At 66.0% G+C, this 17,822-nt stretch carries 6 protein-coding genes and 1 pseudogene; 2 read left to right on the forward strand and 5 right to left on the reverse strand.

Annotated features, from left to right (window positions below; genetic code table 11):
- Positions 1 to 4: 4 nt before the first annotated feature.
- Positions 5 to 484, reverse strand: a complete 480-nt coding sequence (locus KI242_RS19275) for a hypothetical protein (protein WP_244868141.1) — start codon at positions 482 to 484, stop codon at positions 5 to 7.
- Positions 481 to 11,580: a filamentous hemagglutinin N-terminal domain-containing protein gene (locus KI242_RS19280; RefSeq protein WP_212805458.1), complete on the reverse strand. Its 11,100-nt coding sequence runs from the start codon at positions 11,578 to 11,580 to the stop codon at positions 481 to 483. Before KI242_RS19280 ends, KI242_RS19275 begins: the two co-directional genes overlap by 4 nt.
- 354 nt (positions 11,581 to 11,934) lie before the next feature.
- Here KI242_RS19280 and KI242_RS19285 point away from each other — a divergent pair.
- Positions 11,935 to 13,109, forward strand: a pseudogene (locus KI242_RS19285) (SRPBCC family protein).
- Positions 13,110 to 13,133: 24 nt separating this feature from the next.
- A complete protein-coding gene (locus tag KI242_RS19290; protein ID WP_041118927.1) occupies positions 13,134 to 14,237 on the forward strand; it encodes an SMP-30/gluconolactonase/LRE family protein in 1,104 nt (367 codons plus the stop codon).
- A gap of 130 nt (positions 14,238 to 14,367) precedes the next feature.
- Here the strand turns inward: KI242_RS19290 and KI242_RS19295 are convergent, their stop codons facing one another.
- The 3 genes from KI242_RS19295 to KI242_RS19305 form a co-directional block, all read right to left on the reverse strand.
- Positions 14,368 to 14,601, reverse strand: coding sequence for a DUF465 domain-containing protein (locus KI242_RS19295; RefSeq protein WP_015636110.1), 234 nt, complete (start codon positions 14,599 to 14,601; stop codon positions 14,368 to 14,370).
- A 135-nt stretch (positions 14,602 to 14,736) separates the two neighbouring features.
- Positions 14,737 to 17,403: an excinuclease ABC subunit UvrA gene (locus tag KI242_RS19300; protein WP_077934437.1), complete on the reverse strand. Its 2,667-nt coding sequence runs from the start codon at positions 17,401 to 17,403 to the stop codon at positions 14,737 to 14,739.
- Between the two features lie 141 nt (positions 17,404 to 17,544).
- Complete coding sequence (locus KI242_RS19305) at positions 17,545 to 17,811, reverse strand: DUF1652 domain-containing protein (RefSeq protein ID WP_011061967.1); 267 nt, start codon at positions 17,809 to 17,811, stop codon at positions 17,545 to 17,547.
- Positions 17,812 to 17,822: the final 11 nt, after the last annotated feature.

Raw genomic sequence — 17,822 nt, forward strand, 5'->3', positions numbered from 1 at the left:
GGGGTCAGTCAGCAACCCCTGGACCAGCATTGCTCTCGGGCAGGAAAAGGCGCGCCGCCAGCCAGCAGGTCAGGCAGGCAGCCACGAATAGCACCAGCATCTCCACCTGGTAGTCGGCGAACTGTGCCTTCTTCACGCCATGGACCACCAGGGCGATGAAGATCAGCGCCCATAGGCTGGCCACGCTTGCGCCCACCAGGGCCAGCACCGCACAGGCGCGCGGGCTGTGGTAGACCTTCATCAGCGTCACCCCCAGGGCGAAGACCAGGAACGGCAGCAGAAACGCCACCTGGGCCACCAGCGGTGCAAGCACCGGCATCAGCAGCAACTCGCCCCCCCGCACCTCCCCCAGCAATCGCGGGTTGCTGGCCAGGTGGGCCAGCAGCGTGACGAACTTGAAGGCGCCGAACACCAGCCCCAACACCAGCGGGCAGAAGAAAAACGCCATGAACACCCGGCATCGCGGGTAAGCCGCCGCACTCATGGCGCACAGCCCTGGCTCTTGGAGTAGCCCAGCAATTTGCAGCCAAACTCCACCCGGGACTTGTAATCCAGAATATCCACGCCGCCATCCATTCCTTTTCGATCACCGATCATTATCTCGGGCATGATCGACGTATCGGTCACCAGCCCGGAAAGCCAGGTGAATGCACTCCGGTCGCCCATGTACTGCTCATGAATCGGCTGCAGGATAGTCTGTTCGCCTTTCAACTGCTTGATGTCCCAGGCGACCGGATCGCTGGTGGCCTTGTTGTAGAGGTTCTTGAAGTTCTCGAAGCCACCGGTGATCAGCGCATCCCCGGCTGCCTTGCGCCAGTCATAGACCGGCGCCATCAGCCGGCCGACACCAAAGGTTATGTACGAGAGGTTATCGTCGGCTCCCAGGCCGGTCCAACCGGCCCTGGACACCTCTTCCGCCCCACCGAACCACTTGGCACCAATCCCCATGTTCTGCTCGTAGACATGGCTGGCACCAAAGAAATTGGCCCGGTTGTCGATGGTGTTCAAGTAGGTCACCAGGCGCCCGGCAGCCCCTTCGGTGTTGTAGAGATAGTCGAAGGTGTTCTTCGAGGAACGGGTCACATCCTTGTTCATGATGTTCCAGGCATCCTTCATGGCCACGTACTTGATCGAGGCATTGACCGCCGCGCGGCAACTGTCGCTGGTCGGCGCCTTGTCGCAGAGGCTGCGCATTTCCGAGTCCAGCCACTCGCTGAGTTTCTCGGCCTTGGCCACCGCAGCCTTCTTCTGCTCATCGGTAGAGCAGGTACGTCCCGACAGGCAGTTGCCCACCTCATCGAAGGCCTGGTGCGTCAGGTAGTTGTACTGAGTGCCATTGGCCGCCACCGCCGAGGCGATGCTCATGTCACCACCGGACGCCGACGCGCCGAGTACACCGACAATCTGCGACAGGGCCATCAGGTTGGCCTGGGCCTGGATGTACTCCGGCGAACCGGGGATCAGGTTGTCCGGCAGCAGCTTGTCCCCCAGCACCCCCACCAGCAACTCGTTGGCACCACCGGCGATGGCGCCGGTGCGAAAATCACCGCCCATGGCTTCAGACAGCAGGCCGCCAAGCCCGGCATGCAGGGCGATTTTCGCCAGGCCGCCCTCGGTCAGGCCCAGGTCGCCGATCTTGCCGGCGCCATACGCCCCGCCGATGCTGGCCGCAGTTCCGGCTGCCGAAGCCGCCAGGTTGTCCTTGAAGCTGCCGCCATAGACTGCGGTCTTGATCAAGGCATCGGCCGTGACCTTGACCGCCACGGTCTGCAGGCTCTTGGCATCCAGGCCCATGGCGCTCGGGTTGTAGTTCAACCCCTGGGCCACTCCGGCGGTGGCTGCGGCCACTGTGTAGCCCTTGATGCTCTCCTTGGAGGTCACGTCCTTGAGGACCTTGCCCAGGTTGCCGCGGTTGTCGATGGTGCTGACCGTGGCCTTGGTGGCGACGTTCACCGCCACTGCCTGGAGCATGGTGTTCATCCCGGCCATCATCGGCCCCATCACCGCCGCCAGGGCGATGGCGATGATCAACTGCGCTGCCGGGCCCAGGCCCGAGTTGTTGTACTTGAAGGACTCGTGGATCTCCTTGACCTGGCGCCAGTCGACGTCGCCCCGGGCCTCGGCCTGTTTCAGCCAGGCCAGTTGCGGGTCGGCCTGGACCATGGCGTCGATGGCCTGGCTGACGCTTTTCTGGTCGATGTGCTTGATGTCGATCTTCAAGCCTTCCACGGCCTTGATGGTCAGGCTGCCGCCGGCCACCAGGCTGCTCTGGCGCAGGGTTTCATCGGTGTTGCCGCGGCCTTTGGAGGAATTCCAGAAGGCATTGTTATTGCTCTTGGTGTGGCTTTCGTCGTGCAGGTCCTTGACCCCCTCGAAGGTGATCGCGCCGCCACTGTCCAGGGTCAGGTCCTTGGCGCTTTCCAGCTTGGCCACCTGGTATTTCTGGTCGCCGCCGCTCTTGAGGGTCAGGTCGCCGCCAGTCGTGATCTCGCTGCCGATGTTGGTGACCTGGGTCACCTCGTCACGGCGGGTCTTCTTGCGGCCCCAACTGCCCTTCTTCTTCATGTCGTACAGCGAGTAGTCGCTGTCCTGGGCCGCCAGCAACTCCAGGTTGTCACCGGCCACCAGGTAGGCTTCGTTGCCGGCGCTGATACGGCTGGAGATCAGGCTCAGGTCCTTGCCGGCACTGAGGACCACATCGGCGCCGGCGGTCAGCGAAGTGCCGACCTGGCTGACATGGTCTTCCTGGCGGGTGACCTTCTTGGTCTTGGAGTAGCTGTGCTGCTCATCCGCCGCCGAGGCCAGGGTCAGGTCACCCGCCGCATCCATGGCGATGTTGCGCTTGGCCTCGATCTGGCTGGCGACTGCCGTCAGGTCGCGTCCGGCGCTGACCGCCAGATCCCTTCCGACGCTGACGCTTGAACCGTGCTGGGTGATGCTTTCGTTGAGGTAGCGGTCACGGGTGAGCTTGTCGTGCTCCTGGGCCGATACCAGGTTGACGTCGCGCGCAGCGATCAGGGTCGTGTCGCCGCCACTGCTCAGCACCCCGCCGATGTTATTGATATCGCGACCGGCACCGACATTCAGGTCGTTGCGGGCCTCGATCCGCCCGGCGTTGTCGGCGTAGTCCAGGCGCTGGGTGGTGGAGCCCGGGTTGCTCTGGAAGGTGGTGATGCTGCGCTCGTTGATCACGTCCCCGGCCAGGGCGCGGACCGTCACGTCACGCCCGGCGATAATACCGCCGGACTGGTTGACCACGTTGTCCCCGGCCAGCAGGTTCAGGCGATTGCCCGCCTCGATCAGGCCACCGTTGATCAGGTCAGTCCCCGCCGTGGCACTGAGGTTCTCACTGGCGCGCAAGGTCCCGGAGTTGACCAGGTCCTTGCCGGCGATCAGGGTCACGTCGCGGCCCTGGACCAGCGCGCCATTGGGCGCCAGACGGTTGTTGGCGTTGGCCAGGTACAGCACTGGCACCAGCACCTTCTCGCCGTTCACCTCCTGCTCTTCGAGCCAGACGATGTCGTGGGTCAGGGCCGCCACCTGCTGGGAGGTCAGGGTCACGCCCACTGCCAGGTTGAGTGAATCCTTGCTGGCGATGGCGTTGTTCATCAGGTACTTGAACATGCCCTCATCGCTATTCTGGCCATCGAGGAAACGCTGGCCGGTACGGGCCGTGACCGCTTGCTGGATCAGGCGCTGCTCGTAAAAACCATCACCCAGGCGCTTGGCGCTCTGGTCCGGGTCGTAGCCCAGTTTCGACAGCAGATAGTCCGAACCCATGAACTGCTTGAGGTCGGTGAGCAGCGGGTTGGTCTCGATCAGGTACTTGTGCGGATTGCTGCGCACACTGCTGTCCGGCAGGCCCTGGACGCGGTTGACGCTCTGGTTGCCAGCACTGCCCGTGGGCAGCAGCACGCCCCCCGGCGAATCCCCGGCCACGGCGTTCACCTGCACCGTCGCTGCGCGGCCATCGATGCCCGTGGCCTGGTGATCAACCAGGTTCAGGTCGCGAGCGCCCAGGGCCACTTGCGGCAGCGGCCGGTTGCTCAGTTCCCGGGGCTGGACCGGCTCCGGACCGGCCTGGCGAGTGCTCAGTTCCAGGCTGGCGCCGCCCATGCTCCAGCTCTGCGCCGGGGCCGAGGGCTGCGCTGCGCCGCCCTGGCCGCTCAGGCGGAACAGGCCGTTCTGCCCGGATGGCAGGCTGAAGTTGGGCAGGCTCAGGGGGTTGACCTGCTGCTGCGCCAGATCCGGCGGTAGCTGGGAGTGGAGCACTACCATCAGCGGCTTGCTGGAGGCGCCCACCGCCGTGTCGCGGGTGCTACCGCCCACGGCGATGGCATTCTTGACCACGCTGATATTGCTGATGTCGTTGGCTGCCGTGAGCCGGGCCTTGCCACCGGCCTGGATGATGGCCGGCGCCGCCGAAGAGCTCAGGGTCGAGGTCTCTACCGGCCGGTCGATGCCATAGAAGATCCCCGGGTTGAACTTGGCCACCAGGGCGGCGAAGTCCTCCTGGTTGAAGGCACTGCCCTGCGGGTGCGCCCGGTCATAGGCCTGCACGTCACGGGCCAGCTGGAAGAACAGCCCGCGATTGATCTTGACCCCGGCGCCGACTTCATAGCCGGAAGAACCGGACGCCACCAGGGAGGCCTGGTTGGTGATGGTGCCGCTGGTGATGCTCAGGTCATTGCCTGCCGACACGGTGCTGTAGCGGTTGAGGAAGCTGGTGCTGTTGACCGTCAGGTTGCCCCCCGCGTTCAGGGTCGACTGCGGCGAGTCGCTGGTCACCACGCCTTCCACCGTCCGGTAGATAAACACCGGCCCCCGGACCCAACTGGCGCCACCGCCGCAGTGCTGGACGCAGCGGATGGTCATGCGGCCATCGGTGATCTGCTGGCTGGCTTCGTATTTTTCCCGGTCGTTGACCAGATCCAGTGCAGCGATATTGATATCGCCGCCGCTCTGGATGTTGCCGGAGATGTTTCTCAGGTTTTGGGCCGAGGTGCCTGCCGCCATGCCGGCCACGGTCAGGCCGCCAAGGCTGTAGAACTCGCCATAGCTGTTGGTCAGGGTGTTGACGTTGAGGCTGGCGTTCTGGCCGCTGAATACGAAACCGTGGTCGTTGACCAGGGTCGGGGTGACCAGATTCAGGCCCTGGGCGGCGCCCAGGGTGCCGGTGTTGAGCACGCCGCCGGCATTCAGCGAGAGTCCGGCGTTGGAGGTCAGGCGCCCGGCGTTGTTCAGTTGCCCGGCGACCGTGACCTGGGTACCGCCGCCACCGGCGATGCTGCCCGCGGCGCCAAGGTTGAGCTGGGCCGCGCCAAAGCCAAGGGTGCCCAGGCTGGATACCCGGCCATTACCGGAATAGGTGCCGCCGATCTGCAGGTCCAGGCTGCCATCGCTGGCCAGCAGCCCGTCGTTATTCCAGTTGCCCCCCCGGGCCTGCAAGTGCTGGCTGGCCAGCAACTGGCCAGCGGCGGTCTGGCTGAAGTGGTTGACGTCAAGGTTCAGGCGCCCGGCCTGGATCACGCTACTGTTGGTCCAGCTGTCGGCGGTCAGCGTCAGCCCGCCCCGGGTGACCAGGCTGCCGCCGGCATTGATCACGTTGCCGGTGGCGATATCGAAGTTGCCTTCGCCCAGGTGCAGCAGGCTGCCACCCTGATTGAGGAAACCCGACGCCGCCAGGGTCAGGTCGGTGTTGGCGGATTCCAGCAGGCCGTTGCGGTTGTCGAACAGCCCGCCGATCTGCAGGTCGGTCTTGCCGCCAGGGGCCAGGGCCCGCAGTTTGCCGCCCTGGTTGTCCAGGCTGGCGCCGCGCAGCGCCAGGCTCTCGCGGCTTTCAATCAGGCCGCCCTGGTTGACCAGGGAACCGTTGAAATCCAGGTCGATGTGCTGGCCGTTGATCTGCCCGGTGCTGTTGTCGAGCTGATTGCCTCTGGCCTTGACCCGCCCGCTGGCATACAGGCCGCCGTGGCTGTTATCCACCCCGGCGCTGCCGGCATTGAGCAGCAAGTCGCCACCCTTGGCCGCCATGCGCCCGGCGCCGTTATCGAAACCGGCCAGGGCTTGCAGATCCAGGCGCTGGGCCTCGGCCTGGCCGCCATGGTTGTTCAGCAGCCCCGACATCCGGGCCTGGAACAGGCCCTTGAGGCTGGACAGCACACCCGTGCGGTTATCCAGGCTGGCGCCTTGAATGTCCAGGTCACCATCCTCGGCAATCAGCTTGCCGCCCTGGTTATCGATGCCCCCGGTCGCTGCCAGGGTCTGGGCCTTGGCGCTCTGGATCGCGCCCTTGGCATTGTTCAGGCTGCCGGCGCTCAGGCTCAGGCCGGCGTCGCGGCTGTAGATCAGGCCGTCATTCTGGTTGCGCACCTCGCCACTGACGTTGACCTGCAGCGCACCGTTGGCGGCCAGGGTGCCGCGGTTACTGTTGTCCAGGCTATTGCTGAACAGAGTCATCAGGTTCTGGCTGACCAACTGCCCGTCCTGGTTGTCGATGCGGCTGGAACGCTTGAGCAGCAGCGGGCCGCTGGCGGCCAGCTTGCCCTGGGTGTTGACCAGGGCACCCAGAAGATCGAGGGTCACCGCGCCTTCACCGCGCAGATTGCCACCCTGGTTATCCAGATTGTTGCCACTGAAGTTCAGCGCCCCCGCGGCGTTGAGACTGCCACCCTGGTTGTCCAGGTCGCCGGCCGCGATGTCGAGGCTGGCGCTGCTTTCAATCAGCCCGCCCCGGGCATTGTTCAAGCCACCGCCGCCGAGGACCAGTTGTTGCCCGCCCTTGCTGGTGACGATGCCCTTGTCGCTGTTGTCCAGGCTCGCGGCCTTGAGGGTCAGCTGACCCTGGCTGGCCAGCCCGCCTTGCGCACTGTTGAGCAAGGCGCCGCTGAGGTCGATATTCAGATCCCCCAGCAGGCTCGACAAGGTACCTTGCTGGCGGTTGTCCAGGCTGCCGCCGCTAACCTTGAGCCCCTGCCAGCCGGATATCAGGCCCTGCTGGTTGCCCAGGTTCACGGCCTCGACCCCAAGCTGCTGGTGGCTGATCAGCTTGCCGCCACTGTTGTCCAGGCTGCGCCCGGCCAGGTTGAAGCCCTGGGTGCTGGAGATTTCCCCGGCCTGGTTCTGCAGGTCCCGCAGCCCGGCAATGCTCAGCACGCCCTGGGTGTTGATCAGGCCCTGGCGGTTGTCCAGGTCCGAGCCTTGGGCCCCCAGGTCGATGCCCACACGGGTGCCGCCGAGCAGGCGCCCACCCTGGTTGTCCAGGCCGTTGGCGCTGATCTGCAGCGGCCCGGCGGCCTGGATCAGGCCCTGGTTGCGCAACGGGCCAGTGACCCGCAGGTCCAGTTCGCTGTCGCTGAGCAGCGAGCCGCTGTGGTCCAGGCTAGCGGCATCGATCTGCAACGCGGCGGCGGCGATCTTGCCCTTGAGCGCGGTCAGCGCGCCCTCGATGCGCAAGGTCAGGGCCTGGTTGCTGAGCAACTGCCCGGCGCTGTTGTCCAGGCTGCGGGCGGCCAGTTCGAAAGCCTGCTGGCTGGAGATTTCCCCCTGACGGTTGTCCACCGCGCCGAGGTTGCTCAGCAGTAGCACACCGGGGGCATTGATCAGGCCGCCCTGGTTGTTCAGGGTGCCGTGGTTCAGGTCCAGGCTCAGGCGGCTCTTGCTGAACAGCTTGCCGCCCTGCTGCTGCAACCCGGTGACCGAGGCCGTCAGGGCCTTGGCGCTGCCGATGCTGCCCTGCTCGTTGTTGACCTGGGCAGCGTTCAGGCTCAGTTCATCACCGCTGTTGAGGTTGCCGCCCTGGCTGTTGTCCAGCGCTCCGGTAGTGAGTGACAGCCGGCCCTTGGCGCTGATGATGCCCTGCTGCTGGTTGTCCAGCCGGGCACTGGCCAGGGTCAGGCCCGCGTCGCTCAACAACTTGCCGCCCTGGTTGCTCAGGGCCTGCCCGGCGCTGACCTGCAAGGCACCACCACTGGACAGGCTGCCCCGGTCGTTGTTCAGGTTGCGGGCCTGGATCGCCAGGCGGCCTTCGCTGCTGATCCGGCCTTTGCGGTTGTCGAGGTCTTCACCCAGTTCCAGGTCCAGGCGCCGGGCCCCCACCAGTTGCCCGCCCCGGTTGTCCAGGCCGATGCCACTGAGGCTCAGGCCCTGGTCCGCGGAAATCAGGCCCAGGTTCTGGTTGAGTACCCGGGCCACCTTCAGGGTCAGGTCACCACTGGCCAGCAGGCGGCCCTGGTCGCTGTTGTCCAGGCGCTCGCCGCTCAGGTCGATCTGCCGGCTCGACACTTCACCGCCGCGGTTATCCAGTCGCCCGACCTGCAGGTCCAGGGCGCGGGTGGCGCCCACCAGCCCCTCCTGGCGGTTGTCCAGGCTGGCGGCCTTGAGGGTCATCTGCCCTTCGGCCAGCAGTATTGCGCCCTGGTTGTCGGCGTGCCCGCTGACCTGCAGTTGGCTGTCGCCACGGCTGTGCAACTGGCCGTCGCGGTTGTCCAGACTGGCGCTGCGGCTGTCGATGGCTGCAGCCGAGATCAGCCCCTTGACGTTGGCCAGGGCCTGCTCGATGCGCAGGGTCAGGGCCTGATTGCTCAGGAGCTTGCCGGCACCGTTGTCCAGTTCCCGGGCGTTGAGGCTGAAGGCCTTGGCCCCGGAGATTTCACCGCTGCGGTTGTCCACCCGGTCGAGGTTGCGCAACAACAACTGCCCCGGGGTGTGCAGGTTGCCGCCCTGGTTGTCCAGCAGGCCATGATTCAGGTCCAAGGTCAGGTCGGCGTTGCTGAACAGCTCGCCGCCCTGCTGCTGCAGACCAGTGATGCTGGCATTGAGGGCCTGGTCGCTGCCGATCCGGCCCTGGTTGTTGGTCAGTTGGGCAGTGGTCAGGGTCAACTGCCCGGCACTGGTCAGGCTGCCGCCCTGGCTGTTGTCGAAAGCGCCGGTGCCCAGGCGGGCATCGGCCTTGGCGCTGATCACGCCCTTGTCGCTGTTGTTCAGGCTGGTGCTGTCCAGGGTCAGCCCCTGCTCGGCGACGATCGAGCCGCCCTGGTTGAGCAGCGCCCCGCGGCTGTCGAGGCTCAGGGCCCGGGCACCGGTCAGGCGGCCGCCGCGGTTATCCAGGCTGCCGACCTTGAGGGTCAGCAGGTCTTCGCCGCTGATCAGGCCACGCTGGTTGTCCAGGGCTGCGCTCAGGGTCAGCAGCAACGGCTTCTGACTCACCAACTGGCCGCCGCTGTTGTCCAGGCTGTCGCCACTCAGGGTCAGCCCTTGCTTGCTGAACAACAGCCCCTGGTTCTGGTTGATGACCCGGGCCACCTGGAGCAGCAGGCGCTGGTCCGCCAGGACCTTGCCACCATCACTGTTGTTCAGACCCTGGCCGTTGACCTGCACTTCCCCCTGGCCCGACAGTGCACCACCACGGTTATCCACCTCGACGACGTCCAGGGTCAGGGCCTTGAGGGAGGCCACCAGGCCCTGGTCCCGGTTATCCAGGGACTGGCCCTGCAGATGCAGAGCGCCTTCGGCCACCAGCTCGCCGCCATGCTGGGCAAGGCTGTCCACCTGGGCATGGAGTTCGCCTTTGCTGGCGATGCGGCCAGCGTGGTTGAGCACCTCGCTGCTGTTCAGCGTCAGGGTTGAAGTGGCGCTGAGCAGGCCACCGCTGTTGTCCAGGCGGTTGCCTTCGACGGTGACGGCAGTCCGGCTTTCCAGGCGGCCCTTGTCGCGGTTATCCACGTCACGACTGTGCAGGCCCAGGGCCTGATCGGCATGTATCACCCCACCGCGGTTGTCCGCACTCTCGCCGCGCACCACCAGGGTGTCGCTGCCGGAAATCCTGCCCTTGCGGTTGTCCAGTTGCCCGGCCTGTACTTCCATGGCCTGGGTAGCCTGAATCAAGCCCCTGTCCTGGTTGTCGAGACGCCCGGCGACCTGGACCTCCAGGCGCTCCTCGCTGCGCAGGTTACCGGCCTTGCTGTTGTCCAGGGATGCGGCCTGCACCTTCAGCAAGCGCTCCGCCCCCAGGGCACCGCCACGGTTGTCGATGGCCCCGCTGGCGTTGATATCCAGGGTTTCACCGGCCATCACCAACCCGGCGACGTTGTCCAGCGCCGCCAGTTGCAGGCGAACCCGGCTCAGGCTGCTGAGCTCGCCGTAGCGATTGCCCAGGTGGCCGATCTCGGCCTTGAGTTGGCCGTCGCTGGTGATCAGGGCGTTGTGGTTCAGCACCTGGGTGGCCTGCAGCACCAGGCTGTCGCTGCTCAGGACTCGGCCCTGGTTCTGGTTGTCCAGAGTGCCGGCGCTGACCTTCACCTGATGCTGGCCACTGAGGGTCCCGCCCCGGTTGTCCAGGGTCTGGGCCATGTTCAGGGTCAGGTCGCGGCTGGCGACAATGCTCTTGCCGCGGTTGTCGAGATCCCGGGCGTTGAGGCTGATATCGCCGTTGGCGTTGCGAGAGTTGTCGGCATTGACCCCGGCTTCGATGATGCCCTGGTTGCTCAGTTGGCCACCGCTGTCCAGCTGGATGCTGTCGCGGGCGGCGAGGGTTTTCTGGCTGCTCAGGTCGCCCCGGGTTTGCACCTTGAGATCGGTGCCGGCGTAGACCGCGCCCTGGGCCTCCAGGCTGCCGGCCTTGATCGCCACCGCGCCCTTCTCGGCAGTGGCGTCCGCCATGCGCAACTGGCCGTTGGCATCCAGTTGGATATCACCGCCACTGGCGATCAGCTTGCCGTCGAGCTTCACCCCCACTCCGGCCTCGGTGCCCACCAGCTTGATCGCCCCGGCGTACATGCCGCCCAGGGCTGATGAGTCGATGGCCAGTTGCGGTGCATCCGCCGGGTTGGCGGTGCGGGCCGTAGCGTTCAAGGTCTTGGCGTCGACGTCGTTGGCCCCGGCGATCACCGCCAGGTGCCGGGCCTGGATCTCGGCGTTGATCTTGGCGCTGCGGGTGATGATTTCGAACTGGTCGATATTGCTCGCGTTGAGGCCCGCACCCTCGATGGCGACGCTGCCCTGGTCCACCTGGTAACGCTGGACCTGGCCGTTCTCGATCACCGGCTTGCCGGTGGTCAGGGTGGCCTTGGGGGTGTTGATGAAGCCGCAGCCGTTGCAGCTCACGCCATAGGGGTTGGCGACGATGACATGGGCCGCTTGCCCGGCCACTTCGGTGTAGCCCTTGAGCTGGCTGGGGCTGCCGCCGTTGACCTCGTTGAGGATCATATTGGCCGCGCGGCCACCCAGGTTGGGGTTGCCGAGAATGATTCCGCCCAGTTGGGTTTCCTGGGTGCGGCCGGTGGCGTTGTTGAGGATCACGCCCTGCTGGCCGACGTTGTAGTCGCTGAACTTGTTGTGCGACAGGCCGCTGCCATTGGGCGTGGCAATGTTGACGATGGGCACGCCATTGCCCGCCTGGCCGAGGCTGGTGCCGCTGCCGTTGACTACGATGCCGTCGGCCATCGCCACCACGGGCTGCCAGAACATCATGTTGGCCAGGACGAACGCCAGGCTGCGCTTGGACAAGCCGCAGAACGAATCACGGGATTGCAGGACAGCAGAGGGTTGCTGGGCCAGGAAGGTGAAGTGGCGAACGTCCATGTCAGTCTCTTAGCAATGCAGGAGCACAAGCCCCTGGAGCCTTCATCCTGAAGGCCCATGGCGAGGAAAAATTGATTTCGGCAAGCAGGGTCGAACTGGCAGCCCCTCGATGCCTGACAGGCAAAACGGAACCCAAAAGAGCAGAGCGCGAGCAGAAATGATATCAATTCAATATCAAAATACTAAATAGCCACTATTCTGGCGTCAATCTTTCATTCATCACACCGTCGTTTCGATGAACTTTACTCGGGCATTTTCAGCCTGATGAATAATCCTCATTCCCACTATCCATTGGCTGGATAATTACCCGCCGGCTACGCTGCAGCCCATAAAAACAACAACGGGAATCGGGCCGTGCGAGAAACCACCCAGCACTTTCGTCAGCAATACCGAGCAGCGGTCAGTCCGCGCTACAACCCCTGGCTGCATGGCGGCTTTGTCCTGGCCTATGGCCTGCTGTGCATCGGCCTGCTATGCCGCACCCTGAGCCAGGTGCAGCCCCTGGAATGGCTGGCGGTGCCGGTGGCGCTGCTGTTCTTCAACCTGTGCATCTACGTGGTGCACCGCTGGCTGGGGCATCACAAGCAGCGCTTCGCGCGGATGTTCTATGCCCGCCATACCGGCGACCACCACAGCTTCTTCGCCCCCGGGCTGATGGCCTATGAAGGCTACCGGGACTGGCGGGTGATTCTGTTTCCAGCTTGGCTGATCGTGGTGCACAGCCTGCTCTTCGCCCTGCCCCTGTGGGCGCTGCTGCGCCTGTGGAATGGCAACGTGGCGGCGCTGTTCGCCAGTTGCACCCTGCTCGGCTACCTGGCCTACGAGGTGTTCCATGCCTGCGAGCACCTGCCCGCCAATCACCCCCTGGCGCGCCTGCCCTGGGTGCGGCAGATGCGCCGCCTGCACGAACTGCATCACCGCCGCGAGCTGATGCAGGAGCGCAACTTCAATATTGTCCTGCCGCTGATGGACTGGCTGTTCGGTACCCTGCACTGGCAACCGCAAGAGCCGCCAGCCGTCACTTCCACCCCTGACGAGGCCACGCCCATGACCCGCATGCAGCACCAGGTCGACATCCCCGCAGCGCCGCCAGCACCCTGGCCTATGCCGCCAGCTCGCGGCTCTGGCCACAGTGGCACCCCTCCTCGCTCAGGGTCGAGGGCGACGAAGGCCCGCTGTTCGCCGGGCAAGGCTTCGAGGAAGACATCCATGCCGGCGGGCGCAGCGGTCACCTGAGCTGGACGGTCGAGGAGTACCTGCCGGGGCACCGCTGGCGTGCCAGTGCCCGGGGCGATCACGGCCTGCACCTGCAGGTGACCTACGAATGCCAGCCCCTGGGGGCGCAGCACACGCGCTTCGTGCGGACCCTGGAGTACGGCTTTGACAACCTGCTGATGCGCCTGGGCAATCAGCTGTTATTCAAGCGACGGATAGAACGGGAATCCGCCGCCTCATTGCTGGCATTGTGCGAGATGGCCCAGCAAGCTATCCCGCTGCCCGCCACCGAGGCCCCCGGCCGCCCGTCCTGAGGCCGCCCCGACAGGAGTCATTGCATGAATCAGATTGCCCCCCGCCGCTTCAGCGGCCTGCGGATTGTCCTGCTGGTGCTGCTGGCCGTCCTGGCCTTCCTGCTGCTGATGCCGACCAGGGTCCAGCCGGTGGCCTGGAACCCGGCGCCGGCGCCGTCCCTGAGCCAGGGGCCGTTTGCCGAGAACCAGAAGCTCAAGGCCGTGCAGCCGGTGGGCGCCCGGGACATCGACGGCCCCGAAGCCCTGCTGCTGGAACACGAACAACTGCTCAGCGGCCTGCATGACGGCCGGGTGATCCAGAGCAGCCTCGACGGCAGTGCGCTCAAAGTGCTGGTCAATACCGGCGGCCGGCCCCTGGGCCTGGCCCGGCACCCGGACGGGCGCCTGATCATCGCCGATGCCATCAAGGGCCTGCTGGCCCTGGACAGCCAGGGCCAGTTGCAGACCCTGAGCACCGAGGCCAAGGGCCTGAAGTTCGGCTTTACCGACGATGTGGCGGTCGATGCCGCGGGGCGCTACGCCTACTTCAGCGACGCCACCAGCCGCTGGGGCTATGGCCATGACGGCGAAGCGGTGATCGAGCACGGCGCCGATGGCCGCCTGCTGCGCTACGACTTCCAGAGCGGCACCACCGAGGTGCTGCTGGACCGCCTGGAGTTCGCCAACGGCATTGCCCTGGGGCCGGACGAGGCCTATGTGCTGGTCAATGAAACCGGCGCCTACCGCATCAGCCGCTACTGGCTCAAGGGTGACAAGGCCGGCAGCCACGACCTGTTCATCGACAACCTGCCGGGGCTGCCGGACAACCTGAGCTTCAATGGCGCCGGGCGTTTCTGGGTGGCCCTGTACGCACCGCGCAACCCGTTGCTCGACGCCACCGCGCCCTACCCCTTCGTGCGCAAGATGCTGGTGCGGGCGATGACGGTATTGCCCAAGCCGGTGGAGAAACGCGGCTTCGTGCTGGGCCTGGATACCCAGGGCCGGGTGATCGCCAACCTGCAGGATGGCAGCAGCGGCAACTACTCGCCGATCACCACGGTGCGCGAATATGGCGATGCCTTGTACCTGGGGTCGCTGACGGCCAGGCACATGGCCCGGTTGTCGTTGAAGGAGGCGCTGGCGCCTTGAGGCTGGGTGCGTTGCAGCTTGGGGTGGGGACAGCCCGGCGGGCGTCTGGGCGGCTATGCCGCCCAGCGGGAGCAAGCTCCCTTGCCACAACAAGCTCCTTGCTACTGCGAGCGTCTTTGTTACAGGGGGGTCAGGAACCGGCGGTGAGTTTCCCGGCGATCTCATCCTTGATCAGCAGGCGTTTTTCCTTGAGTTTCTTCAGTTCGTCGTCTGCGGCAGCGGCAGCTTCGGCCTTGAGCACCTGATCGTCGATGCTGGTGTATTTGTCGAACAGCGCATTCAGGTGGGGGTCACTGGCCCGACGCTGTTGAATGTCTTCTTTACTGCAGCTCAGGTCCTGGTAAAGGTCGTGGGTCACCGGCATGGAACACCTCCGTGGTTGATCGGCAGCAAGGGCGTCATCACGCCCCCGCCGGTTATCAGAATGGCCTCGCCGGACCGGGTCTGTCGACCGCCAATCAGACCAGCGGTAACCGTTCGTCGCCACTTTTGCCCTGGATCAACGTCCGCCCAGCGCTTGGGCAAGAAAGGGCGCGGTGCGGCTAGTGCGCTGCTTTGCCACCTGGTGCGGGGTGCCGCAGGCCACCAGGGTGCCGCCCTGGTCGCCGGCACCTGGGCCGATGTCGATCACCCAGTCGGCCTGGGCCACCACGCGCATTTCGTGCTCCACCACCACCAGGCTGTGCCCGGCCGCCACCAGTTTGTCCAGTTGCTCCAGCAGACGGTCCACATCCCGTGGGTGCAGGCCGGTGGTGGGCTCGTCCAGCACGTACAGGGTGGCGCCCCGGGCAGTGCGCTGCAGCTCGGTGGCCAGCTTGATGCGCTGCGCCTCACCGCCGGAGAGCTCGGTGGCCGGCTGGCCCAGGCGCAGGTAATCCAGGCCGATGTCGCGCAGCACTTCCAGGGCGCGGCGGATGCCCGATTGTTCGGCGAACACCGGCAAGGCCTGCTCGACACTCAATTGCAGCACCTGGGCGATGTTCAGGCCCTGCCAGGTCACGGCCAGGGTCTGGGGGTTGTAGCGCGCGCCATGGCAGGTCGGGCACGGGGCGAACACGCTGGGCATGAACAGCAGCTCGACGCTGACAAAGCCCTCGCCCTCACAGGCCGGGCAACGGCCCTTGGCCACGTTGAAGGAAAACTGCCCGGCGTCGAAGCCCCGCTCCCGGGCCTCGTCGGTGGCGGCGAACAGCTTGCGCACCTGATCGAACAGCCCGGTGTAGGTCGCGAGATTGGAACGCGGGGTACGACCGATGGGTTTCTGGTCCACCTGCACCAGGCGCTTGATCTGCTCCATGCCGGCCACCACCCGCCCGCCGCTGCTGACCGGTGCGTCGTCCGCCAGGTCCAGCTCCGGCGCCTCATCGCTGGCCGAAGCCTTGCCCAGGTGCGCGCCCACCAGTTCCAGCAGGGCCTGGCTCACCAGGCTCGACTTGCCGGAACCGGAAACCCCGGTCACCGCGGTAAAGCAGCCCAGGGGAAACTCGGCGTCCAGCTCCTTGAGGTTGTTGCGGCTGATACCTTCCAGCCGCAGCCAGCCCCGGGGCGGGCGCGGGGTACGCCGGGCCGGGGCCTGCTCGGGAAACAGGTAGGCCCGGGTCTGGGACTGCGCCACCTCGGCCAAGCCGGCCGGCGGGCCGCTGTACAGCACCTGGCCACCACGCTCTCCCGCCGCCGGGCCCACGTCCACCAGCCAGTCGGCACGGCGCATGGTCTGCACATCGTGCTCCACCACGAACAGCGAGTTGCCGGCGGCCTTGAGCCGCTGCAAGGCCTCGAACAGTGCCTCGGCATCCGCCGGGTGCAGGCCTGCCGAGGGCTCGTCCAGCACATAGATCACCCCGAACAGCTGCGAGCCCAGCTGGGTCGCCAGGCGCAGGCGCTGCAACTCACCGGAAGACAGGCTCGGCGTGCTGCGCTCCAGGGCCAGGTAGCCCAGCCCCAGGTCGGTCAGGGTGCTGACCCGCTCCAGCAGGTCCTGGGCGATGCGCTGGGCGGCCAGGCGCTTTTCCAGGGACAGGTTCGGCGTATGCCGCACATCCGGCGCGCCACGATGCTCCGGGGCGCCCTGGGCATGGCGCTGCTGACGCGCGGCACGGGTCTGGGCGTGGCTCAGCACCGGATCATCGGCGGGCGCCTGCTCCAGGTAATCTGCCGCAGCCACCGGCCGCAGCACCTCGGCCAGTTGCAGCAGCGGCAGGCGCGCCAGCTCGCCGATATCCAGCCCGGCAAAGGTCACCGCCAGGGCCTCGCGCTTGAGCCGCTTGCCCTCGCACAGCGGGCACGGGCTGCCGCGCATGAATTGCGACACACGCTTTTTCATCAGCGCGCTCTGGGTGTGGGTGAAGGTGTGCAGCACATAGCGCCGGGCGCCGCTGAAGGTGCCCATGTAGCTGGGTTCCTGTTTGCGCTTGAGGGCTTCGCGGGTCTGTTCCGGGGTCAGCCCGGCGTACACCGGTACTGTGGGGGTTTCTTCGGTGAAGAGGATCCAGTCACGCTGCTTTTTCGGCAGTTGCTGCCAGGGGATGTCGACGTCGTAGCCCAGGGTCACCAGGATGTCCCGCAGGTTCTGTCCCTGCCAGGCCAGGGGCCAGGAGGCCACGGCGCGCTGGCGGATGGTCAGCGAAGGGTCGGGAACCATGCTCGCTTCGTCGACCTCATAGACCCGCCCCAGGCCATGGCATTCCGGGCAGGCGCCCTGGGGCGTGTTCGGCGAAAAGTCCTCGGCATACAGCATCGGCTGCCCCGGCGGGTAGCTACCGGCCCGGGAATAGAGCATGCGCACCAGGCTCGACAAGGTGGTCACGCTGCCCACCGAAGAGCGCGTGCTGGGAGTGCCGCGCTGCTGTTGCAGGGCCACCGCCGGCGGCAGGCCGTCGATGCGGTCGACATCCGGCACCCCCACCTGGTCGATCAGGCGCCGGGCATAGGGCGCCACCGATTCGAAGTAGCGACGCTGGGCCTCGGCATACAGGGTGGAGAACGCCAGGGACGACTTGCCCGAGCCCGACACCCCACTGAACACCACCAGCGCATCCCGGGGAATGTCCACGTCGACATTCTTCAGGTTGTGCTCGCGGGCGCCGCGCACCCGGACAAAACCGCTGGCTGGAAAGGACGAAGGGCTCGCCTGGGAAGCATCGGAGGGGCTACGGGAAGCAGTCATGAACCAGCCTTATGTCGAGAACCGCGAACAGTCGAAGCGCGATCATCACACAAGGTCCGAGGCCCGAGGTAAGCCCCGTGGAAGATCGACGCGCGTACCCGGGGTTCGAGCCTCGCCCCCGGCGCAATGTTCCCTGGCGCTTCAGCGACCGTGCTGGCGGCGGGCTTGCTGCTCGGTGCTCAGACGGGTGTGCTGGAGGTCGTAGCGCAACTCGGCAATCAGCTCCGACAGCGCCCGGGAGCTGGTCAGGCCGCGGGTGGCGATGCCGGTGACCAACAGGTCGACGCGCCCGCTGGCGGGGTCGCAGATGCGCACAGTCATGGCCCCGTCGTGGCCGACGGTGCACTGGCAATGCAGGGGCAGGAAGCTGGTTTCAACGATTCTGCGCAGTTCAAGGGTGGAGATCACGGCGGAGCATC

Source organism: Pseudomonas sp. Eqa60, from assembly GCF_018326405.1.
GTDB lineage: Bacteria > Pseudomonadota > Gammaproteobacteria > Pseudomonadales > Pseudomonadaceae > Aquipseudomonas > Aquipseudomonas protegens.